Origin of the sequence: Hasllibacter sp. MH4015 (genome assembly GCF_020177575.1) — a bacterium.
Taxonomy (GTDB): Bacteria; Pseudomonadota; Alphaproteobacteria; order Rhodobacterales; family Rhodobacteraceae; genus Gymnodinialimonas.
Genome location: NZ_JAHTBK010000001.1, coordinates 1,555,169 through 1,578,284 on the forward strand (window position 1 = coordinate 1,555,169; position 23,116 = coordinate 1,578,284).

At 65.7% G+C, this 23,116-nt stretch carries 28 protein-coding genes; 8 read left to right on the forward strand and 20 right to left on the reverse strand.

What is annotated here, in order from left to right; genetic code table 11:
- Positions 1-13 precede the first annotated feature (13 nt).
- Together KUW62_RS08135 and KUW62_RS08140 are read left to right on the forward strand one after the other, a co-directional pair.
- Entirely contained in the window at positions 14-1,036 is a 1,023-nt protein-coding gene (locus KUW62_RS08135; protein ID WP_224814990.1) for an FkbM family methyltransferase, read from the forward strand.
- Positions 1,033-1,287 carry a hypothetical protein gene (locus tag KUW62_RS08140; RefSeq protein WP_224814991.1) on the forward strand — a complete coding sequence of 85 codons (255 nt, stop codon included), beginning with the start codon at positions 1,033-1,035 and terminating at the stop codon, positions 1,285-1,287. Before KUW62_RS08135 ends, KUW62_RS08140 begins: the two co-directional genes overlap by 4 nt.
- On the opposite strand, the gene KUW62_RS08145 is transcribed toward KUW62_RS08140, so the two are convergent.
- From KUW62_RS08145 to KUW62_RS08155, 3 genes are read right to left on the reverse strand one after another with little or no spacing between them, the layout of a single operon-like run.
- The gene (locus KUW62_RS08145; protein ID WP_224814992.1) at positions 1,274-2,689 is read right to left on the reverse strand and encodes a cytochrome P450; all 1,416 of its coding nucleotides are present in this window, start codon (positions 2,687-2,689) and stop codon (positions 1,274-1,276) included. The two genes, KUW62_RS08140 and KUW62_RS08145, sit on opposite strands and share 14 nt — an antisense overlap.
- Positions 2,686-3,963 carry a hypothetical protein gene (locus KUW62_RS08150; RefSeq protein ID WP_224814993.1) on the reverse strand — a complete coding sequence of 426 codons (1,278 nt, stop codon included), beginning with the start codon at positions 3,961-3,963 and terminating at the stop codon, positions 2,686-2,688. The genes KUW62_RS08145 and KUW62_RS08150 overlap by 4 nt, the downstream gene beginning before the upstream one ends.
- Before the next feature lie 30 nt (positions 3,964-3,993).
- The gene (locus KUW62_RS08155) at positions 3,994-4,749 is read right to left on the reverse strand and encodes a cytochrome c biogenesis CcdA family protein (RefSeq protein WP_224814994.1); all 756 of its coding nucleotides are present in this window, start codon (positions 4,747-4,749) and stop codon (positions 3,994-3,996) included.
- A 94-nt stretch (positions 4,750-4,843) separates the two neighbouring features.
- On the opposite strand from KUW62_RS08155, the gene KUW62_RS08160 reads away from it, so the two are divergent.
- The gene (locus KUW62_RS08160; protein ID WP_224814995.1) at positions 4,844-5,077 is read left to right on the forward strand and encodes a sulfurtransferase TusA family protein; all 234 of its coding nucleotides are present in this window, start codon (positions 4,844-4,846) and stop codon (positions 5,075-5,077) included.
- A gap of 231 nt (positions 5,078-5,308) precedes the next feature.
- On the opposite strand, the gene KUW62_RS08165 is transcribed toward KUW62_RS08160, so the two are convergent.
- The 6 genes from KUW62_RS08165 to rplM form a co-directional block, all read right to left on the reverse strand.
- Complete coding sequence (locus KUW62_RS08165; RefSeq protein ID WP_224817073.1) at positions 5,309-6,364, reverse strand: ABC transporter ATP-binding protein; 1,056 nt, start codon at positions 6,362-6,364, stop codon at positions 5,309-5,311.
- Positions 6,365-6,384: 20 nt separating this feature from the next.
- On the reverse strand, positions 6,385-7,194 hold the full coding sequence (locus tag KUW62_RS08170) for an ABC transporter permease (protein ID WP_224814996.1): 810 nt from the start codon (positions 7,192-7,194) through the stop codon (positions 6,385-6,387).
- Complete coding sequence (locus KUW62_RS08175) at positions 7,191-8,258, reverse strand: ABC transporter permease (RefSeq protein WP_255598723.1); 1,068 nt, start codon at positions 8,256-8,258, stop codon at positions 7,191-7,193. The genes KUW62_RS08170 and KUW62_RS08175 overlap by 4 nt, the downstream gene beginning before the upstream one ends.
- Before the next feature lie 69 nt (positions 8,259-8,327).
- Positions 8,328-8,534 carry a hypothetical protein gene (locus KUW62_RS08180; RefSeq protein WP_224814997.1) on the reverse strand — a complete coding sequence of 69 codons (207 nt, stop codon included), beginning with the start codon at positions 8,532-8,534 and terminating at the stop codon, positions 8,328-8,330.
- 253 nt (positions 8,535-8,787) lie between these two features.
- A complete protein-coding gene (gene rpsI, locus KUW62_RS08185) occupies positions 8,788-9,285 on the reverse strand; it encodes a 30S ribosomal protein S9 (protein WP_224814998.1) in 498 nt (165 codons plus the stop codon).
- The gene (gene rplM / locus KUW62_RS08190; RefSeq protein ID WP_224814999.1) at positions 9,285-9,749 is read right to left on the reverse strand and encodes a 50S ribosomal protein L13; all 465 of its coding nucleotides are present in this window, start codon (positions 9,747-9,749) and stop codon (positions 9,285-9,287) included. The genes rpsI and rplM overlap by 1 nt, the downstream gene beginning before the upstream one ends.
- A 242-nt stretch (positions 9,750-9,991) precedes the next feature.
- Here rplM and speD point away from each other — a divergent pair, with 242 nt between their 5' ends.
- Positions 9,992-10,363 (forward strand): adenosylmethionine decarboxylase, encoded by a 372-nt coding sequence (gene speD, locus KUW62_RS08195; protein WP_224815000.1) that lies wholly within the window; start codon positions 9,992-9,994, stop codon positions 10,361-10,363.
- Between the two features lie 119 nt (positions 10,364-10,482).
- Here the strand turns inward: speD and KUW62_RS08200 are convergent, their stop codons facing one another.
- Positions 10,483-10,890, reverse strand: a complete 408-nt coding sequence (locus tag KUW62_RS08200; protein ID WP_224815001.1) for a PaaI family thioesterase — start codon at positions 10,888-10,890, stop codon at positions 10,483-10,485.
- An 84-nt stretch (positions 10,891-10,974) separates the two neighbouring features.
- On the opposite strand from KUW62_RS08200, the gene KUW62_RS08205 reads away from it, so the two are divergent.
- Positions 10,975-11,766, forward strand: a complete 792-nt coding sequence (locus tag KUW62_RS08205; protein ID WP_224815002.1) for an enoyl-CoA hydratase — start codon at positions 10,975-10,977, stop codon at positions 11,764-11,766.
- Positions 11,767-11,914: 148 nt separating this feature from the next.
- Here the strand turns inward: KUW62_RS08205 and KUW62_RS08210 are convergent, their stop codons facing one another.
- The 3 genes from KUW62_RS08210 to KUW62_RS08220 form a co-directional block, all read right to left on the reverse strand.
- Entirely contained in the window at positions 11,915-13,381 is a 1,467-nt protein-coding gene (locus KUW62_RS08210) for a carboxypeptidase M32 (RefSeq protein WP_224815003.1), read from the reverse strand.
- A 3-nt stretch (positions 13,382-13,384) separates the two neighbouring features.
- Positions 13,385-14,521 (reverse strand): heme A synthase, encoded by a 1,137-nt coding sequence (ctaA, locus tag KUW62_RS08215; RefSeq protein ID WP_224815004.1) that lies wholly within the window; start codon positions 14,519-14,521, stop codon positions 13,385-13,387.
- Between the two features lie 97 nt (positions 14,522-14,618).
- Positions 14,619-15,392 (reverse strand): RNA methyltransferase, encoded by a 774-nt coding sequence (locus KUW62_RS08220; protein WP_224815005.1) that lies wholly within the window; start codon positions 15,390-15,392, stop codon positions 14,619-14,621.
- A gap of 112 nt (positions 15,393-15,504) precedes the next feature.
- Between KUW62_RS08220 and KUW62_RS08225 the strand changes: the two genes are divergently transcribed.
- On the forward strand, positions 15,505-16,125 hold the full coding sequence (locus KUW62_RS08225) for a thiamine phosphate synthase (protein WP_224815006.1): 621 nt from the start codon (positions 15,505-15,507) through the stop codon (positions 16,123-16,125).
- Positions 16,126-16,128: 3 nt separating this feature from the next.
- Here the strand turns inward: KUW62_RS08225 and KUW62_RS08230 are convergent, their stop codons facing one another.
- The 3 genes from KUW62_RS08230 to KUW62_RS08240 all read right to left on the reverse strand — a co-directional run bounded on the left by KUW62_RS08230 (position 16,129) and on the right by KUW62_RS08240 (position 18,056).
- Complete coding sequence (locus tag KUW62_RS08230) at positions 16,129-16,947, reverse strand: 1-acyl-sn-glycerol-3-phosphate acyltransferase (RefSeq protein WP_224815007.1); 819 nt, start codon at positions 16,945-16,947, stop codon at positions 16,129-16,131.
- Positions 16,944-17,717, reverse strand: a complete 774-nt coding sequence (locus KUW62_RS08235; RefSeq protein WP_224815008.1) for a GNAT family N-acetyltransferase — start codon at positions 17,715-17,717, stop codon at positions 16,944-16,946. Before KUW62_RS08235 ends, KUW62_RS08230 begins: the two co-directional genes overlap by 4 nt.
- A 135-nt stretch (positions 17,718-17,852) precedes the next feature.
- Positions 17,853-18,056: a DUF3553 domain-containing protein gene (locus KUW62_RS08240; protein ID WP_224815009.1), complete on the reverse strand. Its 204-nt coding sequence runs from the start codon at positions 18,054-18,056 to the stop codon at positions 17,853-17,855.
- Positions 18,057-18,076: 20 nt separating this feature from the next.
- On the opposite strand from KUW62_RS08240, the gene KUW62_RS08245 reads away from it, so the two are divergent.
- Positions 18,077-18,700, forward strand: a complete 624-nt coding sequence (locus tag KUW62_RS08245; RefSeq protein WP_224815010.1) for a histidine phosphotransferase family protein — start codon at positions 18,077-18,079, stop codon at positions 18,698-18,700.
- Between the two features lie 6 nt (positions 18,701-18,706).
- Here the strand turns inward: KUW62_RS08245 and KUW62_RS08250 are convergent, their stop codons facing one another.
- From KUW62_RS08250 to KUW62_RS08260, 3 genes are read right to left on the reverse strand one after another with little or no spacing between them, the layout of a single operon-like run.
- On the reverse strand, positions 18,707-19,228 hold the full coding sequence (locus tag KUW62_RS08250; protein ID WP_224815011.1) for a gamma carbonic anhydrase family protein: 522 nt from the start codon (positions 19,226-19,228) through the stop codon (positions 18,707-18,709).
- On the reverse strand, positions 19,225-19,872 hold the full coding sequence (gmk, locus tag KUW62_RS08255) for a guanylate kinase (RefSeq protein WP_224815012.1): 648 nt from the start codon (positions 19,870-19,872) through the stop codon (positions 19,225-19,227). Before gmk ends, KUW62_RS08250 begins: the two co-directional genes overlap by 4 nt.
- A 2-nt stretch (positions 19,873-19,874) precedes the next feature.
- Positions 19,875-20,747, reverse strand: a complete 873-nt coding sequence (locus KUW62_RS08260) for a YicC/YloC family endoribonuclease (protein WP_224815013.1) — start codon at positions 20,745-20,747, stop codon at positions 19,875-19,877.
- 201 nt (positions 20,748-20,948) lie between these two features.
- Between KUW62_RS08260 and KUW62_RS08265 the strand changes: the two genes are divergently transcribed.
- Positions 20,949-21,632 (forward strand): PAS domain-containing protein, encoded by a 684-nt coding sequence (locus KUW62_RS08265; protein ID WP_224815014.1) that lies wholly within the window; start codon positions 20,949-20,951, stop codon positions 21,630-21,632.
- 19 nt (positions 21,633-21,651) lie between these two features.
- On the opposite strand, the gene KUW62_RS08270 is transcribed toward KUW62_RS08265, so the two are convergent.
- The gene (locus KUW62_RS08270; protein WP_224815015.1) at positions 21,652-23,025 is read right to left on the reverse strand and encodes a class II 3-deoxy-7-phosphoheptulonate synthase; all 1,374 of its coding nucleotides are present in this window, start codon (positions 23,023-23,025) and stop codon (positions 21,652-21,654) included.
- Between the last annotated feature and the right edge of the window lie 91 nt (positions 23,026-23,116).

The following is a 23,116-nucleotide window of genomic DNA, read 5'->3' on the forward strand; positions in this document are numbered from 1 at the left end:
CGGAGCCCTGCCCGTGTTGCGCGCCGCCTTTCTGTCCTTTTGCGAAGATCTGGCCCCCGCATCCTACGCGCAGCGGTTCCAGGACCTCTTCTGCCTCTGGATCTCGGGCCTGAAACACGACGGGTATTTCGTCGAATTCGGCGCGCTTTCGGGCATCAACGTCTCCAATTCCTACCTGTTGGAGCGTCTGGGATGGGACGGCATCGTGGCCGAACCCCACCCGGCTTTCGCGGATCGCCTGCGGGCCAACCGCCGCGCGCGGGTCGTGACCGACTGCGTCTGGTCGGAAAGCGGCGCGACCGTGCCGTTCCACGCGGTCAAGGGCAAACCGGCGCTTTCGGGCATCGGCGGCCTCGGGCAGGACGACATCCAGGCAGTGCAAGGATCGCGCGCGGCCTTCGTGCGCCATGACGTGCGCACGATCTCCCTCAAGGACATGCTGGATCAGGCCAAGGCGCCAAGGGTGATCGACGCGATCTCCATCGACACCGAGGGCTCGGAATTCGAGATTCTGAAGGCCTTCGATTTCACGGCCTACCGATTCCGCGCGATAGTCGTGGAGCACGGCTTTTCGGCGATGCGCCCCAAGATCCACGCCTTGCTGAGCGACCACGGCTATCTGCGCCTCTGGCCGGAGCTTTCGGGCCACGATGATTGGTACGTCCACGCCGCCCACCTGCCCGAGAGCCCGCCCGACGCCGGTGCCTACCGCGCCCTGATCCGTGCCCTTCCCACGGACGCCCCCTTGCCCAAACCCGGTCCCCGCCTGCGCGTGCTGGCCGAGATGGCGCAGGCCATCGGCCACCGCGACCTGCGCCTGCGCTGCCTGCAACAGGCCGCCGCCGCCCTGCCCGACGTGGCAAGCGTCCACAGCGAATTGGCGCGCGCCTTTGGCGATCTGGGCCTGACGAACCGGGCCATTGCCGCGTTCGACGCGGCCCTTGCCCTGAACCCCGATCTAGCCCCCGCCCGCAAATGCCGCGCGCGGATGCTGGACGGCGCCGACCCATCCCCAGCAAAGGAGAGAGCGAGATGATTGCACTACAAGACAGACCAACGGATCAGGAGGCGTGGATCGAACAGACCTTCGACTGCCCGGCGGTCCGAAACGGGGGCATCCTGCGCACCTCCGCCCACGCGATCAAGGCAGGCGCAGGCATGGACCGCTTCGTGGCGGAAGTGCATCGCCGCGGCTTTCGGGCGCTCGAAAACAATGGCCACGTGGTCGTGTTCTGCAATCGCAAATCGGTGGCGATCCTGCGCCCCAAAGACGTCAGCGCGGCGTGACGCGCAACCGGATCCCGTCCTTCGCCCGCACCGTCAGGTAGGCCACCGGCACCGGATCATCGCCCGCAATCCGCTCAAACCGGAACGCGCGCACCAGCATGGCCAGCAGAAGCGGCCCCTCCACCATCGCGAACCCCGCGCCCGTGCAGACCCGTGCGCCCGCGGAAAACGGAATGAACGCATCGCGCATGCACGCCTTGCCGTTGTCCGTGTGCCAGCGGGCGGGATCGAAGCCGTCGGGATTGTCCCAAAGACGGGTCTGCCGGTGCAGGTGCCAGGGCGAAATCACGATCTGGCTGCCCGGTTTGACAGCGCGGTCCCGGAAGGTTTCCGGGCAGGTCGCCTCCCGCACCATCATCGGCACGGGCGGGTAAAGCCGTAACGCCTCCCGAAACACGTCGCGGGTGATCTTCAGCCGGGACATGGCGGCGAAGTCGGGCGTATCGGGCAGGCTCCCCGCCTCCTCCGCTACCTTGTCCTGCCACTCGGGGTAGCGCGCCAGCAGGTAGAGCGCCCATCCAAGGGCTGAGGCGCTGGTCTCGTGCCCTGCAAGGAAGAAGATGGCGACCTGATCGACCATTTCATCCGTCGTGAAGCGTTCGCCCGTCTCGGGATCGGCGGTGGTCATGATCTTCGTGGCGAGGTCGTCGGGGGCGGTCCCGGCCTCGATCTCCGCCATGCGATGGGCCGTCAGCTCGGTAATCAGGGCGCGGATCGCGGCGGCGGTCTTCCGCGTCTCGGCCCTGTGGCCCCGCGGCAACCAGCGTGGCAGCGGCACGAAGGCGGCCGCGTTCAGGATCGGCTGGGTCCGCTGATAAGCGCGGAACTGGTGGAAGACCCGGCTTGCGATGTCGGCCTCGATCGGCAGGGAAAAGAGCGTGCGGAAGATGACGTCGGCGGCCGCGTGGGACATCTCCTCCTCGATCTCCACGACATGTCCCTCCGCGCCCTCCGTCGCACTCTCCGGCGCGATGCTTTCCTGCGCACTCTCCGGCGCGACTCCGGCCCCCATCCGCGCCACCGATGCCTCCCCCGCCGCCCACATCGCCGGGAACGTGTCGCGCAGCCGCCCGCCCTCAAAGGCCGGGTCGATGATGCGTCGCTGCCGCTGCCACTCCGCCCCGTTGGTCAGGAAGACCGAATTGCCCAGAAGCGGGCGCAACCCCTCCCCCACCCGATCGGATTTCGGGAAGTCGAGCGGGCGCGCCTTGAGCACCTCATCCACCAATTGCGGCTGGTTGATCATGTAGGAGCGGAAGAACGGCGTGCGGAACTCTGCCATCCACGCGCGATAAAGGCGCGCGGGCTGCGCCGACAGGATGTCATCGCGAAACAGCCGCATGTAGCGCCACAGCGACACACGCTCCGCCCGGGCGGGCGGTTTGGGGGGCAGATCGCTCATGCCGCGATGTCGGTGAAGCGGTTGACCGGCGCCTCGATCCGGCTTCTGGACGGCGCGCGGGTGGCATAGCGGTCCGCCAGGGTGAGCGGCCCCGCGGTGATGCGGAAGTAATCATAGGCATCGGGCGCGTCGGGCAAATTGTCGAAGGCATTGAGGTATTGGAAATGCAGCTCGAACAGATGCCATTTCAGCGCCTTCTGCCGCTCAGGGCTGAGCGTCTGGGTAAACGCGGCGGAGATCACCAGTGGCCATTTCTTCCCTTCCGGCGCAACGCCGGAGACAGCGACCGGATCGCAGAGCGCAAAGGCACAACCATCGCCCGGTGCCGTGACATCGACCCACGGCACGTCCTGCACGCTCAGAAAGGCCAGATCGGCGCGCAGCCGCGTGGCCTCGGGCAGGAAGCTGACCATCGGCACCACATGGCCAAGCGTCAGGAGCGACAGGACAGGCCCATCCGCAGGCACACGCCCCGCCCGGATCAGATCGGCGAGGACCGAAATCGCGATATAGGCGCCCGAGGAATGGCCGACGACCAGCACCTCATCCACGTCACCCTGCAAAACCTCCGCGATCCGGTCGGCAAAGTCGCGCATCCGCGCCTCCTGCTCCGGCGGATAGGCTCCGTTCAGGGAAGACGAGAAGGCGTAATCCTTCATCAGATACCACGCGTAAAGGTGATCGCGCCGGGCGCACCATCGCAGGAAAAGCCACGCGCAAGCGGGGCCAACAACCAAAAGGCCAAACCATCCCCGCAACCCAAACATCGGCTGGAGCAACGCCTCCCCCAAGATCAGGTCAAGAAGCCGTTCGGACCCGGCATGAAACGCAAAATAGCCAAGATACCAGATCGCAGCGGCAAGGGCGGCTTGCCCGAGTAGAACGACCACCGGGTAAAGCGCCGCGATCACCGGCCCCTTGCGCAGCCGCATCAGCCGAAACAGCGCCCCCGACCCGATATAGGTCCAGGCCGTGCGGGCCAGTTGCAAATAGGTGGCCCCGATCCCCGCCGCCATGCCCTTGCGCACGATATCGGCCCAGTAGAGCACCTCCAGATCCGTGGCGACCTCCGCCCCCTCCATCACCGTGTCCACATGCCAGCCGAACCGCGCCCCGCGCGGCCCCTTGCCATTGGCCACCTCGAACCCCGACAGCCTGGCCTGCGCCGCGATCTCCCGCCGGTACCGCTCCCGGTAGGCGCGCGGCGGCACCGGGTCGAACCCAGGGATATAGAGAACATGTCTGCGGCTCACCTGCACCATAGGGTGCAGCATACCGACGGAATGCGGCAGGGCTAGGGCAGATCAGCCAAGCTGACCCAAAGCGGGGAACGTCTCCAGCAGCCAGAAGGCAAAGGCAGAAAAGGCGCCGGTCATCAGCGCCGTTCCGACCGCGATCAGAAGCACGCCCATGATCCGCTCGATCAGCTTCATATGCCGCTTCATTCGCGCCATCAGCCCCTGCGCCTGGTCGATGAACGCCGCCGCCAGCAGGAACGGCAGGCCGAGCCCCACGGCATAGACCGCAAGCAGCGCCGTTCCCTTCTGCACGCTCGCCTCCGTCGCGGCAATCGACAGGATCGCGCCCAGTTGCGGACCGATGCATGGCGTCCAGCCAAAGGCGAAGGCAAGGCCCAGGACGTAAGCCCCTAGGGTGGAGCCGCCCTTGTCGCCCGCATCCAGCCGTGCCTCCCGGTCCAGCAGCGGGATCCGGATGATGCCGAGGAAGTGCAGCCCGAAGACAATCACCACCGCGCCCGAAATCCGCGCCAGCAACACCTGGTTTTGCAAGAAGAACTGCCCAAGGATTGACGCGGTGAACCCAAGAAAGATGAACACGGTCGACAGCCCCAGCACGAAGAACAGGGCTGGCAGGATCGCCTTGCGCCTGGCCTGCTGCGCCTCGTCTCGGATCTCGTTCATCGTGATCCCGCCCATATAGGCGAGGTAGGGCGGCACGATCGGCAACACGCAGGGGCTGAGGAAACTCAGCACACCGGCGGCCAGCGCCACCAGCATCGCGGGCAGAAGCGACGCATCGAACAGATCAATCCCGAACATGTTCAACCCTTAGTGCGCGCCGCGCGTGCCGTCACGGGGCCAAGGGGTCACATTCCCGTGGACGTGCCCGAAATCCCGCACTACCCCTCCGCCCATGGATACACCCATTGAGATCGACGCGCGCGACCTGCTTTGCCCCCTGCCCGTCCTGCGCCTGCGTAAGGCGCTCGCCAAGGCGGGCCCGGGGGCGCAGGTTCACCTGCTCGCCACCGATCCCGCCGCCCGGATTGACGTGCCGCATTTCTGCGCCGAACAGGGCCATGATCTGCTCGGCACCGACGATCTGGACCATGGCGTCACCCGCTACCGTCTCCGACACCGCGCCTGAGCCACCCGGCCCCGGCCCGGTCCCGCTGCGCGCCCCGTCTTCCATGTGCCAAAAATATCCCCGCCGGAGGCATCCCGCACTCACCACAGGCCCCACGGCCCGGAACTTGCGCGCAACGCCACGGCCCGCGCCGACGGGCCGCCTGCGGCCCCCGGCGCGCGCGGCCCAAATGACGCAAGGCCGCAAGGCCGAGGCAGATGCGGGAGCACCCCGCTGCCGCAGCCCCATCGCTCAGTCGGGGAACACCACCATCGCGCGGGGATCCCAGGCCACCCGGGCCGACGCGCCCACATCCAGCACGTCGCGGCCCACCACGTTGCGCATGGAAATGCGCACCGGTGCCTCCGCCCCTTCCAGCCGGACGTCGTAATAGGTCATGTCCCCGTAATAGACGACCTCGTCGATCACGCCGTTTGCCTCCCGCGCCGGGGCGGCCTCCGACCCGTGCAGGATCGACAATGTTTCGGGCCGCAGCCCCACGCTGCACGGCCCCGAAACCGGACCGCCGGGCATCTGCGCCGAAGCCACCGTCGCCGCGCCAAGGCCGCGCACGTCCAGCGTTGTCCCCTCTGCCGTGGCGGGCAGGAAATTCATCACCCCGATGAAATCGGCCACCCGCTTGGTGGCGGGCCTGCGATACAGCACTTCGGGATCGTCCAGCTGCGCGATCTCGCCCTCGAACATCACCGCGATGCGGTCGGACATGACCAGCGCCTCCTCCTGGTCGTGGGTCACGAGGATGAAGGTGATCCCGACCTCGCGCTGGAGCTTCATCAGCTCCACCTGCATCTCCTCGCGCATCTTGCGATCGAGCGCGGAGAGTGGCTCATCGAGCAGCAGCACCTTGGGTTTGAGGATCAGCGCGCGGGCCAGCGCCACGCGCTGCCGCTGCCCGCCCGAGAGCGCATGGGCCGCGCGTTTGCCCAGATGGCCCAGGCCCACCATCTCCAACGCCGCCCCGATCGCGCGCGTCTTCTCCGCGCTCGACATGTCGGACCGGCGCAGGCCGAAGCCCACATTCTGCTCCACGCTCAGATGCGGGAAAATCGCGTAGCTCTGGAACACCATGTTGGTGGGGCGCTTGTTCGGCGGCACGCCGGCCATATCCTGCCCCGACAGGGTGATGGTCCCGCCCGAGATATCCTCGAACCCCGCAATGGCGCGCAGAAGCGTGGTCTTGCCGCAGCCCGACGGCCCGAGCAGCGAGAAGAACTCTCCCGCACCGATCTCCGCCGTGATGCCGCGCAACGCGTGGTACTCGCCGTAATATTTCTGCACATCGCGCATTGCGATCAGCGGATTGTCGGTCACAGGAATCCTCCGGACTTGCTTTGCCCCATACGGGCCTGCCCCCAACGGCGGAACGCATCCGCCACGATCAGAAGCACGATCGACAGCGCCACCAGCAAGGTGCCGAGCGCCATGATGACAGGGACCCGGCCGGGGAAACGCAACTGGCTCCAGATATAGACGGGCAAGGTCGGCTCGTTGCCGCTGAGGAAGAAGGCGATGATGAATTCGTCGAGCGAGATGATGAAACAGATCAGCATCGACGCGATGATGCCCGGCAGGACCAGCGGCAAGATGATGACCCGGAAGGTGGAGGCGCGGGTCTCCCCCAGGTCAATCGCGGCTTCCTCCAGGCTCTGGTCGAGGCCCTGGAAACTGCCCTGCAGGATCGCGATGGCGAACGGCATGCACAAAAGCGTGTGGCCGAGGATGATCGTGAAGATCGAGGTGCCGAGGCCCAGTTGCGACAAGGTCAGCAGAAGCGAGATCGCCACGATCACCTCCGGCAGGACCAGCGGCAGCATGATGAACCCCATGATCCCGGCTTTGAGCGGAAAGGTATGCCGCGTGGCCGCCCGCGCGGCGAAAAGGCCCAGGCAGGTGGCAAGGATCGACACCGATACCGCGATCACCAGCGAATTGCCCGTCGCCTCGATCAGGTCGGGCGTGTTGGCCAGTTGATAGAACCAGTCGGTGGTGAAGCCCTGCAAGGGGAAGGCGATCACCGTGCCGTCGTTGAACGCGAAAAGCGGCAGCAGGATGATCGGCGCATAGAGGAACACCAGGTACAGGACCGCGAAGGCGGTGAGCGGGGTCAGGCGCCTCATATCCCCCACCTCCCCTTGGGCAGGAAGATCGCGATCAGGATCGCACCACCCCCCATGATCGCCGCCAGAACGCCCAGCGATCCGGCGGGGCCGAACCAATCCGGTCCATGGACGAAGACCCAGCGTACGATGGCGATGTCGACAAGTGCGGCGAGGGCTGCAAGGGCCAGCCCCGCCACGCCGCCGCCCACGCGGTCCGACAGATGCACCCAGAACCGGATATGCAAGATGAACCACGCCAGCGTGATCGTGACCGTCAGCATGGCCAGCACCGCCAGCGTCGCCCCCATGGGCCGGTTCGACAGATCGAAGATCTGCACGTAAATCATGTTGGCGATCATCGTGCCGCCCGAGCCCCCCACCAGCCGCGGGGTGACGTAATCGCCCACCGTCGGGATGAAAACGATCAGGATCGCGGCCAGAACGCCGGGCATGGCCAGCGGCAGGGTAACGCGGAAGAAGGTCATCGCCGTCGCCTCCCCCAGGTCGCGCGCGGCTTCCAGAAGGGAGCGGTCGATCTTCTCGAGGCTCACGAAGATCGGCAGGATCGCGAAAGGCGCGAAGGCATGGGCCAGCGTGATGATGACGGAATTGGCGTTATAAAGGATGAATGACAACGGCTCCTCGATGATCCCAAGGCCCAGGAGCGTGCCGTTGACCGGCCCGTCATAGGCCAGGATCACACGCCACAGGAAAATGCGGATCAGGTAGCTGGTCCAGAACGGGATCGTGATGAGGAACAGCCACAACGCTTTCTTGTCGGGCCGCACGTGGAACGAGATGAAATAGGCAATCGGAAAGGCCAGGATCACGGTCGCCGCCGTCACGAAGCTCGCGATCCGTAAGCTGCGCAGCATCAGCGCGCGGTAGAGCGGATCGCTCAACGCCTCGGCATAGTTGGCGGTGGTGAAGGTCCGGTCGATGGTCAGGAAATTCTGGGTCCAGAAACTGAACAAGATGATCGTCAGAAGCGGCGCGGCCAGCAGGATCAGCGCATAGGTGAGCGCCGGGCTGACCGTGATCAGCCCCTGGCGCGCCTCTTTCGACAAACGACCCGTATTCATCCGATCCTGCCCATCCCCATTGGCCCACGTTCGCCGGAAGCGGCACGGATCACAAGGTCAGATTGCGGCTCAGAGGGACATCAGAAACCCAAGCGCGGTCAGGACGACAAGGCCCACGCCAAGCCCCCGATAGAACCCGACGCGATTGTAAAGCGGCGTGCGCGACCAGCACGCTCCGCATTGCGACGACCCAAACCGCAACCGATGCCCGCAAAGCGCGCAACGAAACAGGCGCCGGGTCCGCGGCCTCTGGGACGGGATATGCAGATCGGGCATGGCGCGTGTCCCCTTTGCTCCGGGCGGCACTGCCGCGCGCCGCACCTGGACACCTAGGCGCCCCATCGTCGTACCCGATCCACGCGCAGGGCAAGGCGCACCTCCGCCCAAGGGCCTTTCGGGCGAGCCACGGCCACTTCCTGTCCGAAAGGCCCCCTTGCGGCTGGCGGTTTCTTGCCGCGTCCCCCGGGGCCAAAAGAAAACGGGCCACCCCAAAGGGGCAGCCCGCTGAATTCCGACGCTTGAGACCGGCTTAACGCTTGGAGAACTGGAAGCTCCGGCGGGCCTTGCGGCGACCGAACTTCTTGCGTTCCACCACGCGGCTGTCGCGGGTCAGGAAGCCTGCCGCCTTGAGGGCCGCGCGCAGCGACGGCTCATAGAGTTGCAGCGCCTTGGAAATCCCGTGGCGCACCGCACCGGCCTGGCCCGACAGGCCACCGCCCTTGACGGTTGCCATCACGTCAAACTCGCCATCGACACCGGCCACGGTGAAGGGCTGACGCAGCAGCATCTGCAAAACCGGACGCGCGAAATAGTCGGGCATGTCCTTGCCGTTCACAACCATCTTGCCGGAACCGGGCTTGATCCAGACGCGGGCGACCGCATCCTTCCGCTTGCCGGTCGCGTAGGAGCGGCCAAGCGCGTCGCGCTGCGGCTCCCGGTGGATAGTTTCAACGGCGGCGGGTGCGGCGGCATCTGCGCCGTCCACTGCGCCTTTCAGCTCATCGAGCGAGGAGAGGGTCTCGGACATTATTTCGCGTCCCTTGTGTTTTTCTTGTTCATCGACGCCACGTCGAGAACCTGGGGATCCTGGGCTTCATGGGGGTGCTCGGCACCGGCATAAACGCGCAGGTTGGTCATCTGCTGACGGCTCAGCTTGTTGCCCGGCAGCATGCGCTTGACGGCCTGCATGACGACCCGCTCGGGGTGGGCGCCTTCCAGAATCTGGCCGGTGGTGCGGGACTTGATGCCGCCCGGATACCCGGTGTGCCAGTAATTCGGCTTGTCGCGCTTGTTGCCGGTCAGCTGCACCTTGTCGGCGTTGATGACGATGACATTGTCGCCCATATCCATGGACGGCGTGAACGTGGCCTTGTGCTTGCCGCGAAGACGCGTGGCGATGACCGACGCAAGACGGCCCAGAACGATGCCTTCGGCGTCGATCAGGATCCATTTCTTGTCGATATCCGCCGGCGTGGCAGAGAAAGTTTTCATTTCGACGTTTCCTTACGGGGGCCGATCCGGCCTAGAAAAACGAAAGAGGGGCCTGTGCCCCCCGAACATGGGCGTGTTCTACGCATCTCTGCGCCCGCGTCAAGCGCCATAACTCCACCCTCTTCCAACGAAAACAATGCCTTACGTATGGGGTTTTATTTTACCCCATCTTTCTGGACCCCAATGTACCGCAAAACCGCCCCCCTTGCCCTCGCCACGCACCCTGACGCATAGACCCCGCCATGACCGACACCCACCTCACGCGCAAAGACGGCACGACATATGCGGGCACCCACCTCATCGTGGATCTGCATGGCGCGCGCCACCTCGACGATCAGCCGCATATCGAACAGGCCCTGCGCGATGCGACAAAGGCCACCGGTGCCACGCTGCTGAGCCTCCATGCCCATCGCTTTTCGCCCCAGGGTGTCACGGCCATGGCGATCTTGGCGGAATCCCACATCTCCTGCCACACCTGGCCCGAGATCGGTCTCGCGGCCTTCGACATCTTCATGTGCGGCGCGACCCACCCCCATGCCGCCCTGCCCGTCCTGCGCGCCGCGTTTGAGACCGACGATATCCGCGTGACGGAACTCCATCGCGGCGCCATCTGAGCGCCCCTCTTCCATGTGCCAGAAATATCCCGGGGGGAGTCGCGCAAGCGATGGGGGGCAGAGCCCCCCAAACTTACAAATCGAATGCGGCGTCAGCCGCTCCTTTTGTGACGACCCACCTATCCCGGCGGCATCGAATAGGTCATCGACATCCGCGCGACCGGCTCCGCCATCCCTTCGGAGAACAGCAAGCATTCGCCCACCGCCAACACGCGCCCCAGTTTCAGCAACCGGCATTCACAGATCAGATCAACGCCCGCCGCGGGTTTGCGCATGAAATCGAAAGACCCGCCAGTGGTCACGGCCAAGGCCTCGCGGCCCGTCATGGCAAGGACCGCGATATAGACCGACACATCGGCCAACGCGAACATGGCAGGGCCTGACACCGTCCCGCCGGGGCGCAAATGCCGCTCAGCCACCGGCATGCGCACGCGCACGGCGCGGTCGGCCACGTCCTCGATCACGAAATCGCCGCGCACCTGCGGGAACACCTCATCGAGGTAGGTCGCGATCTCTGCGGCGTTCATCTTTACCGTCAATGGCCTTTCCCCCCTCACACTTGCCCGCTACCTTTCGCCAAAGCCCACGGCCAGCGCAAGGGAGGCGCGCCCATGTCATCCGACCCCCTCGTCCTGCGCGACGATCACGGCGCCATTACCCATCTGACGCTCAATTCGCCCAAGAACCTCAATGCGCTGAGTGATGAGATGCTGGCCGCCCTGCAATCGGCGCTCGATGCGCTCGAAACCGAGGCCACGCAAAAGGTCATCGTCCTGAAAGGCGCAGGCCGCGCGTTCTGCGCGGGCCATGACCTCAAGCAAATGCAGGCCGCACGGCAATCAGACGACAATGGCGCCGCTGCGTGGAAGGACCTGTTCGACCGCTGCGCACGTTTGATGCAGACGATCCCCCGCCTGCCCCAGCCCGTCATCGCGCAAGTTCACGGCCTCGCCGCCGCGGCCGGATGTCAGCTTGTCGCGTCCTGCGATCTGGCGGTGGCGGAGGAGGATGCGAAATTCGGCGTCAACGGCGTCAATATCGGCCTCTTCTGCTCCACGCCCATGGTCGCACTCAGCAGGGTCATGCATCGCAAGCAGGTGTTCGAGATGTTGACGACTGGGAAATTCCTGACGGCGCACGAGGCGCAGGCCGCTGGCCTCATAAACCGAACCGCGCCCGCCGACGATCTGGACGCATCCACAACCGAGCTTGCCGAGACCATCGCCGCCAAACTCGGCTCTGCCGTTCGCGTCGGAAAGCAGGCCTTCTATGCACAGGCCGAACTCACCACGGCGGAGGCCTATGCGCTTACCGGAGACGTGATGGTCGAAAACATGCTTAACCGCGATACGGACGAGGGGATCAACGCCTTCCTCGAAAAGCGCCCACCGACCTGGACTTGACCGCCGCAAGCCCGGGATGAGACCCCCAGAGGCCGGAACCGCTTGCCCGTTGAGCCCGCTTCACAAGGGTTAACGAATGGTAAACCTTGGTGAGAATATTGCGCGTTTCCAGATACATAGATAGGGGTTGCGACCTTGCAACCGCCTCTCAAACCCCAAACAGCGCGCCGTATTTCGCATCGAGGTAATCCAACAGCGGTGCTTCGCTGATCTCGCCACCCGTTGCGTGCATTATCGTCGCGCGCGGCGTCCGCAAGCCGCCATGGCGCTGCAAATTCTCTCGCAGCCATTCCAGCGCCGCCGATGGGTCACCGGCCTCCAGCTGCGCATCCAGATCCGGCACATCGCGGCGCAACGCCTTGTTCAGGCAGCCCGCATAGACGTTCCCAAGCGCGTAGGTCGGGAAGTAGCCGAACAGCCCCACGGACCAATGCACATCTTGCAGCACGCCGTTTGACGGTTTGTCCACTTTCATCCCGAAATCCGACGCAAAGCGCGCGTTCCAGGCCTCCTCAAGGTCCTCGACCTCAAGCGCACCGCCGAACAATTGCCGCTCCAGATCGAAGCGCAGCATGACGTGGAGGTTGTAATGCACCTCGTCCGCTTCCGTCCGGATAAAGCCCGTCTCCACCCGGTTGATGACCCGCGCAAAGTCCTCCGGCCCGGCGGACAGCGCACCGAAATGGGCCTCCATCCGCCCGTGCAGGAACCGTGTGAACGGGGCCGAGCGCGCAAGCTGGTTTTCGTAGATGCGGCTCTGGCTCTCATGGACCCCCATCGACACGCCCTGCCCGAGCGCGCTCAACCGGAATTCCGGCGCGATACTCTGCTCGTACGTGGCGTGGCCGACCTCGTGGATCGTGGAATAGAGACAGCCCAATGGCTCCCCCTCATCCACGCGCGTCGTGATCCGCACATCCGTGCCCGAGCCGGAGCTGAAAGGATGCACGGCCAGGTCGATCCGGCCATTGTCGAAGGAATAGCCGAAAGTGCCCGCGATCTCCGCGCTCAGCGCCAATTGGGCGTCGGCGGCGAATTGACCGTCAAGCGGCGCGGGTTGTTCCGCCCCCGCCAGCCGATCCCGCAGCGCCACAAGGCGTGGACGCATCCGGTCAAACAGCGCCGAAATATCCGCCGCAGAGGTGCCGGGCTCATAATCCTGCAACAACGCATCGTAAAGATCGCCCCCGTCGGCAATGGCCGCCGCCTCCTCGCGCCGCAGATCGACCACCTGTTTGAGCGTCGGCAGGAAGGCCGCCACATCGTCCGCGGCGCGGGCCCTGGCCCAGATCCCCTGGCTGAGCGACGTGACCCGCGCCAATTCCTCGGCCAAGGCGGCAGGTACCTTCACGGCGCGAGTGTGGCTGCGCGTGATCTCCCGCAGCTGGGCGGTTTCGGCCTCGTTGCGCGGCGTGGCATTGGCCAGCCACTCCCCCACACGCGGATCGGTGCGCCGCGCGTGCAGCACGCCTTCCAGTGCCGCCATCTCCTCCCCCCGCTGATCGGCGGCACCGGGCGGCATCATGGTCTCCTGATCCCAGCCCAAACGGCCCATCACCTGGCCAAGCGCCTCCGTCTGGCGGTTGAAGGCAAGCAGATCATCAAGTGCAGGCATGGCTCACGCACCCCTAACGGATTGTGGACGTGGATAGCGCGCCAGGAAGCGCGCGCGCAGGATAAGCGTGATCAGGACTACCGCGCCAATCTGATGCAGGATCGCCAGATACCAGGGCGAGGAATGCATGACGGTCACGATACCAAGGACGATCTGGCCGAACAGCATCACCGCCATCCAGTCGAACGCCCGCCTTGTCGCGGATCGGGCGGAGCGTCGCGCTGCCAGCCATGCGCCGATGCCGAGCGCCAGGAGCAGGTAGCCCGTGATCCGATGGAAAAACTGCACCGTCCCGTCATTCTCGAACAGGTTGCGATACCACGGCTCCAGCGCCCACATGTCGGGCGGCGTGAAGGCGCCGGCCATCAGGGGCCAGTCGATGTAATTGCGCCCCGCATCGATACCCGCCACCAGCGCGCCGATCAGGATTTGCAGAGCCGTCAGGTGCAGCACGCCTGTGGCCATGCCGAAAAGCCTGCGGTCGCCGTCCCGGCGCGCGGTCATCAACTCCGCCTCCGCCCGGCCAAGGACCATGATGTACCACGCCATCAGCCCGAGGATGAGGAAGGCGAGGCCCAGATGCACGGCGAGGCGGTAGGATGCGACGTCGAACATCCCCGGCGCGAGGCCGGAATGGACCATCCACCAGCCCGCCACGCCCTGCACACCGCCAAGAGCACCCAGAAGCAACAGCCGCCCGGTCCAGCCCGTCGGCACCGATTTCGTCGCCAGAAGCCCGACAAACCCCACGGCCCAGACCAGCCCGATGACCCGCGCCCATTGCCGGTGGCCCCATTCCCACCAATAGATCACCTTGAACTCGGCAAGCGTCATGCCGCGGTTCTGTTCCTGGTATTCGGTGGTGGCGCGATAGGCCTCCAGCTCAGCCTCCCACGCGGCCTCATCCAGCGGGGGGATCGCGCCGGTGATGGGCGCCCATTCGGTGATGGACAGGCCCGAGTCGGTCAGACGGGTCAGACCGCCGATGACGATCTGCACCACGACCATCACGAAGAGAATGAGGATTAAGGCGCGCACGCGGCGGCGGCCCCGACCCCGGTCGCCACTGACCCCGCCGGGGGTCGCGGCGGGTTTCCGGGCCGTGTCGACCTCTTCAAAAATGCTTCGCTGGCCTGCCATGGCGCGCCCCTTTTGCGTCTTTCGCCAGACCTATCGCGCGCCACGCGCCCCTTCAAGCGTCCGCGACACTTGTGCAGGCGGGGCGGCCGGGGCCCCGTCAGTCGCTGCGCCCGGACCGGTCGCGCCGTCTTTCCGCCCATCGCACCATCTGGCGCATGATCCCGTGGAGGACCTGCACATCCGCGCGGGTGAGCGGCAGACGCCCCCAGAGGTTGCGGAGTGTCAGTTTCATGCTGTCGGCCTTGACCTCGGGCCAGAAGAACCCGGCCTCCTCCAGCCGTTCCTCGTAATGCTGCGCCAGCCGCTCAACCTCCTGCCCCGTGGCGAATTCGGTCTTGGCAAGGTCCATGATCTCCGGCGCGACCTCCGCCGTTTGCCGCCGCCATTCATAGGCGCAGAGCAAGGCGCATTGGCCGAGGTTGAGGGACGGAAAATCCGGGTTCACGGGGACGGAGATGATGGCATTGGCCAAGGCGATGTCGGCGTTTTCCAAGCCCGCGCGTTCCGGTCCGAAAAGGATACCGACCTTGCCGCCCTCAGCCGTGATGGCGCGCGCCTGCTCCATCGCGCGCTCGGGCGTGACGACGGGTTTGGTCATGCCCCGTTCGCGGGCCGTGGTGGCGAAGACGTAAGTGCAATCGGAGAGTGCTGCCGGGACATCCTCGAACAGCCCCGCATGGTCGAGCACCCGACCGGCGCCGGAGGCCAGGGCCACGGCGCGTTCGTTGGGCCAGCCGTCGCGCGGGGCGACCACGCGCATATGATCGAGCCCGAAGTTCCACATGGCTCGCGCCGCGGCACCGATATTCTCGCCCATCTGCGGACGGACAAGGACGAAGGCGGGCGATTTACGGGGGCGCGGATCGGACATGGCGGGGCCATACAAGCGCGCGTCACCGGGGGCAAGATGCGCACCATTGCCCAAGCCCCGACCAGAGGCTATCAGCGCGCAACGACTGACTTGATTGCAAGGAGGGTCTGCCTTGGCCGATCCGGACCGCCCGCAAATCTACCTCATCACGCCGCCTGCCTTCGAGGCGGAGGTGTTCGGCCCGGAGCTTGCGCGCATCCTTGACGCCGTTGACATCGCCTGCCTGCGCCTGGCGCTTGCGGAAAGCGACGAGGGGCTGATCGCGCGCGCCGCCGATCAATGCCGGGAGATCGCCCATGCAAGGGACGTGCCCCTGGTGATCGAACGCCATGTTCAGCTGGTCGAACGCCTGGGCCTTGACGGTGTGCACCTGACCGATGCCGCGCGGTCGGTGCGGGCCAGCCGCAAGGCGCTGGGGGGCGATGCGATCCTGGGCAGTTTCTGCAATGCGTCCAGCCATGACGGCATGAACGCGGGCGAAAGCGGGGCGGATTACATCAGCTTCGGACCGGTGGGTGAGACGGATCTGGGCGATGGTACCCGCGCCGAACACGACCTTTTCGCGTGGTGGTCGCAGATGATCGAATTGCCCGTGGTGGCCGAGGGGGCGCTTGATGCGGCCCTGATCGAACGCCTTGCCCCGGTTACGGATTTCTTCGCCATCGGGCCGGAGATCTGGCGCGCCGATGATCCGCTTGACGCGTTGCAGGCGCTGATCGCGCCGCTCGACTGAACCCTAGCGTTCCATGCCCGCGCGCACCGCAGCCTCTGCGGCGGCGGCTAGGGTCTTGCGCGTCTCCGCCTCCGCCACGGGCAGCGGCGTGTGATAGATCACCTCTACTCGCCCGCGGCCCGGCGTGGCGAGGATCTGCATGAGGCTCGGCCCAAAATCCATGTCTCCCCACCACCCGTAATGGCGTGGATGCGCGCCCGGGGGCGCGGTATAGCGCAGGGTCACGGGCTGGATTGCCAGCGTGTCGCGCAGGCGGTCTGCGAAGAAGGCCGCGAAAAGGGTCGTCTTGAACGGAAGGACCCGCATCCCGTCGGTCGACGTGCCTTCGGGGAAGAAGAGGAGTTGATGGCCGGCCATCAGGCGATCCTCGAACAACTTGGCCTGAACGGCGGCCTCCGCCCGGTTGCGGCGGATGAAAACGGTGCCCGTCGCGCGCGCCAGCCAGCCGATGCCGCCCCAGCCCGACACCTCCGACTTGGCCACGAAATAGAGCCGTTTGCCCGCGTTCAGCACGAAGATGTCCAGCCAGCTGACATGGTTGGCGACATACGCGCCCGGTCGCTGCATTGGCGTGCCGGTCACGGTCCGGCGCAGGGCGAGGCAGCGGCACGCGACATTGCAGACGAATTGCGTGAGGAAGGGCGTGATCGGGCGATGCAGGCCCCAGATCAGCCGCTCCGGCACCCGAAGGATCAACAGAAGCGGAAAGCAGATCAGCAGCACGATCGCCAAGGGCGTGACGCGGAAGAGGATGCGTGGCCAATCCGCCGGGCCGATCGCCCGCGGCTCTGGCGTCGGCACCCCTTCCCACCGATCACTCATTTCCCAGGTCCCCGTGCGTAGATCGCCCGGTGCCGGTCGGACATGCGCGCGACATCCATCACAAGGCAGACGTCGATGCAGTTAAAGGGACGGTCGATGAAGGCCCCCTGCCCCACGAAGCCGCCAAGGCGCAGGTAGGCCTTGATGAGGGCGGGGATCGCGCGGCTGGCCGCGACGCGGTCAAGGTCCCGCTCGGCCACGAGGTCCATGGCCTGAAACCCATCGACCCGGGCGCGGGGCCGGATGTCGGCCGGGGCAAGGTGGCGATGGTGCAGGAAGGACAGCGGATGGGCCAGCGGCGCCGGATCGGTGCCATGGAACGACGCGACGCCGAACATCACCTCCACCCCCTGCTCCGCGATATAGGCGGCGAGGCCATTCCATAGATGCATCATCGCCGTGCCACCGCGATAATCGGCATGGACGCAGGACCGGCCCAGTTCCAGGAGTGTCCGGTCCGAGCGGCGCAGCGCATCGAGGTCGTATTCATCCTCGGAATAATATTGCCCGGCCCGCGCCGCTCCGTTTTCGCCCATCACGCGGTAGACGCCCACGACCCGGTCGCCCTCTGCGCGGCGGTGGTCCAGGAGGAGGAGGTGGTCGAAATAGGGATCGAAGCGGTCCGCCTCCAGCCCCGCATCGTGGTCCACCAGCGCGCCATCGCCGCCCAGTTCCTCCACGAACACCGCGTAACGCAGCGCCTGCGCGGCGCGCAGATCGGCCGCATCGCGCGCCAGGCGCAATTCGAAATGCGGCTCATCGAGTTGCATGAAAGCGGCCCATCCTTTCGGCGCGGTTTAGCAGGACATCGCCTGTTTGCAACCATCCGCAAGGGAGGCTGGACGCGCCGGTGACGTGAACGTTAAGCCCCTGTTAACCACTGTGCGCTACGAACGGCCAAAGGATCAGGAGGGATCGTCGATGACCAAAGCCGCTTTGTGTCCGTCCAGCACGACTTTGCCCTCGTGCTCGAAATTGACCGTGACCTTGCCCCCGATATTCGATTGCACCTGCCCCAGCCCCCAATCGGGTGCCGCGGGAAGACGCACATACATGCCGGGTTCCAGGATCGCCGTGATGTCGGCGGCAGCGGAATTGTCTTTGTCCATTTGCGAAGGACCCATTTGCCATGCGTGACGTCTTGACGGATTCGAGCCTCAGCCTTGCGGACCTCGTGGCGTCGCGGCTGTGCCACGATCTAGTTAACCCGTTGGGCGCCATAGGCAATGGCGTCGAATTGCTGGAGATGACGGGAAAGGCCGATGGCCCGGAAGTCGATCTGATCCGCGATGCCGTGCGCGCGGCGGAGGCGCGTATTCGCCTGTTCCGCCTTGCCTTTGGCGGCGCATCGGAAGGGCAGACCACCAGCCAGAGGGAGGCCAAGCAGGCGGTCGATGGTTATTTCCACCAAAGCCGGATCGACGCCCGTTGGGGGGCCACGGGGGATCGCACGCGACAGGAGACCAAGCTCGCCTTCCTGATGCTGCTTTGCGCCGAAAGCGCGCTGCCGATGGGTGGGTCCGTCTCGATCGAGCCGCGGGCCGATGGCCATTGGGAGCTGACGGCGACCGGCGCGCGGCTGAGCGTGGAGGAAAGCCTGTGGAGCCGCCTGCGCCTTGCGGAGCCTGCCGATAGCCGCCCCGTCCGCGCGGCGGAGGCGCAGTTCCCCCTGTTGCTTCTGGCGGCGGAGGCGCTGGGGCTGACGATCAATTACGTGGCCGATGGCGATACGCTGCGCATGTCCACAGCCTGACGGCGCCTAGGCGATGGCGGACAGTCCACCACGGAACCGGCGCATATTCTGGCGGTAATGTTCCGCTGATTGTAGAAGGCCCTGGCGCGCGGCGTCATCCAAGTCTCGCACGACCTTGCCCGGCATCCCCATCACAAGCGACCCGTCCGGGATCACCTTTCCCTCCGGGATCAGCGCGCCCGCCCCGATCAGGCAGCCCGCGCCGATCACCGCGCCGTTCAGCACCGTGGCCCCCATCCCGATCAGAGAGCCGTCACCGATCGTGCAGCCATGGAGCATCGCCTTGTGGCCGATCGTGCAATCGGCACCGATCGACAGGGGACACCCGGGATCAGTGTGGCAGACCACATTTTCTTGCACGTTGGAGCCCGCACCGACGCGGATCACCTCGTTATCGCCGCGCAGGGTGCAGCCGAACCAGACGCTGCCGCCCGCCTCGACCACGACGTTGCCGATGACATTGGCATCCGGTGCGATCCAGGTATCGTCCGCAATCGTCGGGGCTGTGCCGTCCAGCGCGTAAATCATGGCGTTTCCTCGAATTCCGATTGCAACTTGCGGACATGGTCCATCAGTGCCGGTTGCTGTGCGGCCTTCATCCGCTCGGCCTCGATGATGCATTTCAGGTGGCCTTCGGTCGCGTCCAGATCGTCATTGACCAGTACATAATCGTAGCCATCCCAATGGCTGATCTCGTCCCAGCTTTTCTGCATGCGCTTGGCGATCACGTCTTGCCCGTCTTGCCCCCGCGCCTCCAGCCTGCGGCGCAATTCGGCGATGGAGGGCGGCAGGATAAAGATCGACAAGACGTGCGGGGCCAGCACGCTTTTCTGGATCTGCTGCGCGCCCTGCCAGTCAATGTCGAAAAGAACGTCGCGGCCCGCGTCGATGGCCTTTGCAACGGGGCCCATGGGGGAGCCGTAGAAGTTTCCGAACACGTGGGCATGTTCCAGCATCTCGCCGGAGGCGACAAGGGACCGAAAACCGCTATCGTCGATAAAGTGGTAATCCTGCCCATCAACCTCGCCCGGGCGCGGTGCGCGGGTCGTGGCGGAGACCGAGAAGCTGAGCGTCGGGTCCCATCCCATCAGGCGACGCGCCAGCGTGGATTTGCCCGCGCCCGACGGCGAAGACAGGATGATCAGAAGGCCGCGTCGCGTCGTTTCAGCCATGCTCACTCCACATTTTGAACCTGCTCGCGCATCTGATCTATGGTCAGTTTCAGGTCAAGCCCGATGGCGGTCAGACCGGCGTCGCCGGATTTCGAACACAGAGTATTCGCCTCCCGATTGAATTCCTGCATCAGGAAATCGAGCTTGCGCCCAACCGGCCCACCACCCGCGATCAGATCGCGCGCTGCGGTGACGTGGGCGCGCAGGCGGTCGATCTCCTCCGTCACATCGGCCTTCACGGCCAGCACGGCGAGTTCCTGGGCCAGCCGCCCCTCATCGACGATATCCGTGGTCTCCAGCAGGGCGGATACCTGCGTCTTCAGTCGCTCACCCTGGGCGGCGGCGCGGGCGGTGGCGCTTTCGGCGGCAGCTTCCGTCAGGTCCGCGATGCGGGTCAGTTGCGCCTCCATCACCTCGGCCAAGGCGGCCCCCTCGGCGCGCCGCATGGCGACGAAGGCGGCGATCAGGTGCTCGGCCTCGGCCATCAGGGCGGCGAGATCAGGGGCCGCCGCCACCTCACGGATGTCCCAAACACCCCGCTGCGCCAGGATACCGGACGCGTCGCTGGGGGCGAGGTGCAGGCCCGCATCCGCCGCGCGCGCCTCCACCTCGGCCATGGCGTGTAGAACAGCGCCCAGGGCATCGGGGTCCAGCATGCCGCCCCCGGCCCCCTTGGTGCGCGTGACTTTCAGGTTCACCGTGACGTTGCCGCGCGCCAGCGCCTTGCCGAGCGCCGCACGCAACGGCACCTCCAGCGCACCGAACCCGTCCGGCAGACGCAGGCGCAGGTCCAGTCCCCGTCCGTTGACGCCGCGCATGTCCCACGTCCAGGCGGATGCGCCGTCGTCCCCTTCCGCCGCTGCGAACGCGGTCATGGATGCAATGCCCTTACCGGCCAATTTCCGCCCCCCCACGATTAACCAACTGGCCAGACTCCCCCTGCTGCCGACAATTTTATGCGTTATATACGAAAAGGGACAGGAAGCGGGTCCGGCGTCAACCGATCAACGGCGCAGCCCCCGTCCTTCCGCGGGGGCGGGAACAAGTTTGACGGCAATCGCCGAGGAGCCAGAGCCATGACCATACAGACCGGCACAGCCCGCAATCTGCCCACGCTCGACACACGCCTGACCAGCGTCCTGCGCTATTGGGACGAGGTGCGGGCGGGGCGCACGGCCCCCGGCCGGGTGGAATTGCAGCCCGCCGCCATGGCCCGTCACCTGTCGCGGATCTGCGTGCTGGAACGGCCCCGCGCGGGCACGATCCGGATGCGCCTGACAGGGGCCACGATCTCCATGCGTCTCGGCATGGAATTGCGCGGCATGCCGTTCCGGGCGCTGTTCGAGCTGGATGACCGCGCATTCGCTATGGCCGCGGCGGAGGCGGCGATGACCACCCCTAATGTCAGCCTGTTGTCGCTGTCGCGGATGGAACGCACCGGCGCGACGGCGGAGGCGACGATGGCCATCCTCCCCCTGACCGACACGCGCGGCGCGCTGACACGGGCGCTGGCCGTCTACTCCGAACGTCCGTCCATGACGCCGTATCTCTCGGACATTCGCGGGCGCTTCCTCGTCAATGGATGCCACACGCTGGACATCCCGGAAGTGGGCAGCATCCTTGAGAACGCACCTTTGGCGGAGCGGATGCGCCCCCAGGTGCGGATCGCGCGCGGGGTCGATACAGCGCCGCAGGACGATGTTCAGTGCCTGACCGGACAACGCCCGACATTCCGGGTGATCGAAGGCGGGCTGGCCTGATCCGGCCAGCCGCCGTTTCTCAGGCCGTCGCGCGCAGCGCCTCACGGCTCGACGACAGCTCTTCCGCCACAAGGAACGCCAGTTCGAGGGATTGCGACGCGTTCAGGCGCGGATCGCAGGCGGTGTGATACCGGCTTGACAGATCCTCGTCGGTCACGGCCCGTACGCCACCGGTGCATTCGGTCACGTCCTTGCCTGTCATCTCGAAATGCACGCCCCCGGCGATCGTGCCCTCCGCCCGGTGGACGGCGAAGAATTCCTGCACCTCGCGCAGCACGCTTTCGAACGGCCGGGTCTTGTAGCCGCTGTCGGACTTGATCGTGTTGCCGTGCATCGGGTCACAGGACCAAACGACGGGATGCGCCTCCTCCTCGACCGCGCGGATCAGCTTGGGCATGTGATCGCCCACGGCCCCCGCGCCGAAGCGGTTGATCAGCACGATCCGCCCCGCTTCCCGGTTCGGGTTCAGGGTGTCGAGCAATTCCTTGAGGTCGGAACGCGTGATCGACGGGCCGCACTTGATGCCGATCGGGTTCTGCACGCCCTTGCAGAACTCCACATGGGCGCCGTCGGGTTGCCGGGTGCGATCGCCGATCCAGATCATGTGGCCCGATCCCGCCAGCCATTTGCCGGACGTGGAGTCCAGTCGGCAAAGCGCCTCCTCGTATTCCAGCAACAACGCCTCGTGGGAGGTGTAGAAATCCACCGCCGACAATTCGTGGTTGGTCTCGGATGTCAGGCCCGCGGCGGTCATGAAGTCCAACGCATCCTGGATACGGTTGGCCATATCGCGATATTTCGCGGCGTCATCGCCATCGGTGAAGCCGAGGGTCCAGGAATGGACGTGGTGAATGTCGGCATAGCCCCCGGAGGAGAAGGCGCGCACAAGGTTCAGGGACGCCGCCGCCTGGGTATAGGCCTGCAACATCTTCTGCGGGTTCGGGATCCGCGCCTCGGGGGTGAAGTCCAGCTCGTTGATGATGTCGCCGCGATAGGACGGCAACTCCACCCCATCCTTCACCTCCGTAGGGGCGGAACGCGGCTTGGCGAACTGGCCCGCCATGCGCCCGATCTTCACCACCGGCACCTTCGCGCCATAGGTCAGGACCATGGCCATCTGGAGCATGACCTTGAACGTGTCACGGATGTTGTCGGCGGAGAATTCCGCGAAGCTTTCCGCGCAATCGCCGCCCTGCAAAAGGAAGCCTTCGCCACGCGCCACGGCCGCCAATTCCTGTTTCAGCCTGCGTGCCTCGCCTGCAAAAACCAGCGGCGGATACTGGCTCAACTGAGCCTCCACGGCATTCAGAGCGCCCTGATCGAGGTAATCTGGCATCTGAATCCGCTCTTTGCGGCGCCAATCGGCTTTCGTCCAGGTGGTTGCGGCGGTCATGGTCGTCTCCATTTCCAAGGATCGGCCCCCTCCATACACAAGGCCCGCATGGCTTCCAATCCCGCAAATGCGATGATTTCGGGATTGCGCG

Excerpts from the sequence above, each read along its gene's own strand:
- KUW62_RS08140 (WP_224814991.1), top strand. The coding sequence starts at position 1,033 with ATGATTGCACTACAAGACAGACCAACGGATCAGGAGGCGTGGATCGAA.
- KUW62_RS08145 (WP_224814992.1), bottom strand. The coding sequence starts at position 2,689 with ATGAGCGATCTGCCCCCCAAACCGCCCGCCCGGGCGGAGCGTGTGTCG.
- KUW62_RS08150 (WP_224814993.1), bottom strand. The coding sequence starts at position 3,963 with ATGCTGCACCCTATGGTGCAGGTGAGCCGCAGACATGTTCTCTATATC.
- KUW62_RS08155 (WP_224814994.1), bottom strand. The coding sequence starts at position 4,749 with ATGTTCGGGATTGATCTGTTCGATGCGTCGCTTCTGCCCGCGATGCTG.
- KUW62_RS08160 (WP_224814995.1), top strand. The coding sequence starts at position 4,844 with ATGGATACACCCATTGAGATCGACGCGCGCGACCTGCTTTGCCCCCTG.
- KUW62_RS08165 (WP_224817073.1), bottom strand. The coding sequence starts at position 6,364 with ATGCGCGATGTGCAGAAATATTACGGCGAGTACCACGCGTTGCGCGGC.
- KUW62_RS08170 (WP_224814996.1), bottom strand. The coding sequence starts at position 7,194 with ATGAGGCGCCTGACCCCGCTCACCGCCTTCGCGGTCCTGTACCTGGTG.
- KUW62_RS08175 (WP_255598723.1), bottom strand. The coding sequence starts at position 8,258 with ATGAATACGGGTCGTTTGTCGAAAGAGGCGCGCCAGGGGCTGATCACG.
- KUW62_RS08180 (WP_224814997.1), bottom strand. The coding sequence starts at position 8,534 with ATGCCCGATCTGCATATCCCGTCCCAGAGGCCGCGGACCCGGCGCCTG.
- rpsI (WP_224814998.1), bottom strand. The coding sequence starts at position 9,285 with ATGTCCGAGACCCTCTCCTCGCTCGATGAGCTGAAAGGCGCAGTGGAC.
- rplM (WP_224814999.1), bottom strand. The coding sequence starts at position 9,749 with ATGAAAACTTTCTCTGCCACGCCGGCGGATATCGACAAGAAATGGATC.
- speD (WP_224815000.1), top strand. The coding sequence starts at position 9,992 with ATGACCGACACCCACCTCACGCGCAAAGACGGCACGACATATGCGGGC.
- KUW62_RS08200 (WP_224815001.1), bottom strand. The coding sequence starts at position 10,890 with ATGAACGCCGCAGAGATCGCGACCTACCTCGATGAGGTGTTCCCGCAG.
- KUW62_RS08205 (WP_224815002.1), top strand. The coding sequence starts at position 10,975 with ATGTCATCCGACCCCCTCGTCCTGCGCGACGATCACGGCGCCATTACC.
- KUW62_RS08210 (WP_224815003.1), bottom strand. The coding sequence starts at position 13,381 with ATGCCTGCACTTGATGATCTGCTTGCCTTCAACCGCCAGACGGAGGCG.
- ctaA (WP_224815004.1), bottom strand. The coding sequence starts at position 14,521 with ATGGCAGGCCAGCGAAGCATTTTTGAAGAGGTCGACACGGCCCGGAAA.
- KUW62_RS08220 (WP_224815005.1), bottom strand. The coding sequence starts at position 15,392 with ATGTCCGATCCGCGCCCCCGTAAATCGCCCGCCTTCGTCCTTGTCCGT.
- KUW62_RS08230 (WP_224815007.1), bottom strand. The coding sequence starts at position 16,947 with ATGAGTGATCGGTGGGAAGGGGTGCCGACGCCAGAGCCGCGGGCGATC.
- KUW62_RS08235 (WP_224815008.1), bottom strand. The coding sequence starts at position 17,717 with ATGCAACTCGATGAGCCGCATTTCGAATTGCGCCTGGCGCGCGATGCG.
- KUW62_RS08240 (WP_224815009.1), bottom strand. The coding sequence starts at position 18,056 with ATGGACAAAGACAATTCCGCTGCCGCCGACATCACGGCGATCCTGGAA.
- KUW62_RS08245 (WP_224815010.1), top strand. The coding sequence starts at position 18,077 with ATGCGTGACGTCTTGACGGATTCGAGCCTCAGCCTTGCGGACCTCGTG.
- KUW62_RS08250 (WP_224815011.1), bottom strand. The coding sequence starts at position 19,228 with ATGATTTACGCGCTGGACGGCACAGCCCCGACGATTGCGGACGATACC.
- gmk (WP_224815012.1), bottom strand. The coding sequence starts at position 19,872 with ATGGCTGAAACGACGCGACGCGGCCTTCTGATCATCCTGTCTTCGCCG.
- KUW62_RS08260 (WP_224815013.1), bottom strand. The coding sequence starts at position 20,747 with ATGACCGCGTTCGCAGCGGCGGAAGGGGACGACGGCGCATCCGCCTGG.
- KUW62_RS08265 (WP_224815014.1), top strand. The coding sequence starts at position 20,949 with ATGACCATACAGACCGGCACAGCCCGCAATCTGCCCACGCTCGACACA.
- KUW62_RS08270 (WP_224815015.1), bottom strand. The coding sequence starts at position 23,025 with ATGACCGCCGCAACCACCTGGACGAAAGCCGATTGGCGCCGCAAAGAG.